This is a genomic window from Bacillus sp. JJ1764, from assembly GCF_036962145.1.
Classification (GTDB): Bacteria; Bacillota; Bacilli; order Bacillales; family Cytobacillaceae; genus Neobacillus.
Genome location: NZ_JBALNY010000198.1, coordinates 6,500 through 9,055 on the forward strand (window position 1 = coordinate 6,500; position 2,556 = coordinate 9,055).

2 protein-coding genes are annotated in these 2,556 nt (G+C 38.4%); both read right to left on the minus strand.

Annotated elements, in window-relative coordinates; genetic code table 11:
* Window positions 1–15: 15 nt before the first annotated feature.
* A complete protein-coding gene (locus V7083_RS21495) occupies window positions 16–834 on the minus strand; it encodes a hypothetical protein (RefSeq protein ID WP_335481906.1) in 819 nt (272 codons plus the stop codon).
* A gap of 119 nt (window positions 835–953) precedes the next feature.
* Window positions 954–2,441: a S41 family peptidase gene (locus V7083_RS21500; RefSeq protein WP_438823759.1), complete on the minus strand. Its 1,488-nt coding sequence runs from the start codon at window positions 2,439–2,441 to the stop codon at window positions 954–956.
* Between the last annotated feature and the right edge of the window lie 115 nt (window positions 2,442–2,556).

Genomic DNA, 2,556 nt, shown 5'->3' on the forward strand with positions numbered 1-2,556 from the left:
TGTTTTTTGTATGCTTTATAGGTGATGATCCTGTAAAAAATGTTTCGAATCAACTTTCCAGGGATCTGTCAGAGAATAACGGACCAAATGGATCTTTCCTCTAAAAACCTTTCTGCCTTCATTTTTAATAAACCAATCCACAGTAATAGGGATGTCGATATATAATTCCTCCGTTAAATCCTCTGGCGGTAACAACTCCATCGTTGATATTCCCACATTCTCCACTTTTTTTAAGATAGGCGGCCATTTCACCTTTTGTAGAGATGCCTGTGAAACAATTTTAACATCTTGCTGTTTAATGCCGGCAATATAAGCATTGGTTACCTCATAAGGATTTGCTTTCCCAAGGTATTCATCCAATTGTCCCGATGCTTTCAACACCATTAGCATGTGGGATAAATCCATGGAATTAGACCGATGTGTCGTGCTTCCATAAAAATGAATACAAAAATGGCCGGGAAAATCATTTTTCAATGCTCCGGCTCCATGTGGCATTCCATGCATGGATGCAGCGAACCAATGATCCTTTTGAATAACAATGATGGCCCGCCGCTTCCAACTCCATTTCCCTCCATAAATCGATTTCATGATTTTCGTATCTTTAACAGACAGCGGTTGAACATCTGCGTGATGACTTCCTGCACGCCTTTGAACACGAAACCGCTTACCCGTCTCTACATCCATCACTGTAAACTTGGAATACCGGGGCAGAATCCGGTCAACTTCCTTCCAATTTGGCATTTCAACCTTATAACTAATTTCAGACGTAGCATCGACCCGTGGTCCATTTAGGAGGATCTGAAAAAATATAAGGATGATGACAAACCTTTTCACGTAACTCCCCCTTCAGCAGACAAAAATACTACATTTTAAGAGTTACCTGAAGTTCTCCATCTCATTCATTTTTTTCATGAATAAAAAATCCCGACTCTCATCGAATCGGGATTTTTCCTCTATTTCATTCTTCCTTTTAATACCTCTACCGCTTTTTGCAGCTGAGTATCATTAGCTTGAATTTTTTCTCGTAACAGTTCCATCAGTTTCATGCTGGAATCACCTTTTAAAACACCATCTGCAGGTAATTGATTGGCTGTTTGGAATGCGATTACGGCAGCCTTTGTTTTTTCATCGAAAAATCCATCTTCACGCCCAGGGTCATACCCAATTGCTTTTAACATTTTCTGCGCATTTTGGACCTCTGTGGAGGAGGATGATAGGGCTAATTCTTTATCAGGGTTAATAATTGACAAAGTTGCATATTCAGGAAGTGCAACCTCATAATCAGGTTTAATCCCTTTTTTGTGAATCCAGTTGCCATTTGGCGTTAACCATTTCGCTATCGTGTATTTCAAATTTGAACCGTCTTTAAAGTTTGATGCCGTTTGTACTGTTCCTTTACCAAATGATTTCTCTCCAACAAGCGGTACTCCAGCTGACTCTTTTACTGCTGCTGAAAGGATTTCCGACGCACTTGCACTTCCCTTATCGATTAAGACAACAAGCGGAAGATTAGGATTACCTTCATTCTGGGAAGGAATTTCCTTGATTTTCCCGTTTCGATCTTCTTCTTTCACAATAAGCTTTCCTTTAGGAACAAACATACTTGATATGGAAATAGCTTGGTCCAATAATCCTCCTGGATTTTGTCTCAAGTCTAAAACCAATCCTTGCATCCCTTTTTTCTGCAAATCATTTAAGGTTGTAACCAGTTCCTTTGAAGTATTGCTGGAGAAACTTGTAATTTGAACTTTAGCGATTTTATCATCTACCATTTCACCATAAACGGTTTCAATTGGTATCTCATCCCGGACAATCGGAACACTGATCGGTGCTTCTGAGCCCGGACGTTGAATGGAAAGCTCTACTTTTGTTCCCTTTTTACCTCTAATTAAAGTGACAGCTTGACTTGAAGTCATTCCTTGAAGGGATTTCCCATTAACCGATAGGATCATATCATTTGGTTTTAAACCGGCTTTTTCTGCAGGAGACCCTTTAATTGGTGATACAATTAAAATGTGTCCGTCCTTCTCTTGAATCTCAGCACCAATTCCTTCAAACGAAGAGGAGATGCTGTTATGAAAACTTGTCGCTTCTGACTTGCTCATATAATCAGAATAGGGATCATCCAATGATTCCACAAGACCATTAATTGCCCCGTTAATTAACTTTTGATCATCAAGTTTTTTATAATAATCTTTTTTTAATGTATCATATGCTTCGTACAGCTTGCTGAATTCAGTTCTTTCATTATTAACGGTAACCACCTTCTCATCACCAAACGAAAGGGCTACGGTCGTTATTCCAGCTGATAAAAACACAATTAAAAACAACAGCATAATAAAGTGGAACTTTTTCAGGCGAATATACCCCGACTTGTTTTCAGTTGCTTGCTCTTGAGTTTCTTTTTGTTGTTCATTTTTCTCTTCTTCCAAAGCCTTCACCACTTTCAATAACCATAAAAATAAGTAACATAATGGGCTAAAACCTATTTCTACAACCTTAAGCTAACTTCCAAATGATTAAAACAATAGTAACATAATAAAAATAAAACCCTTA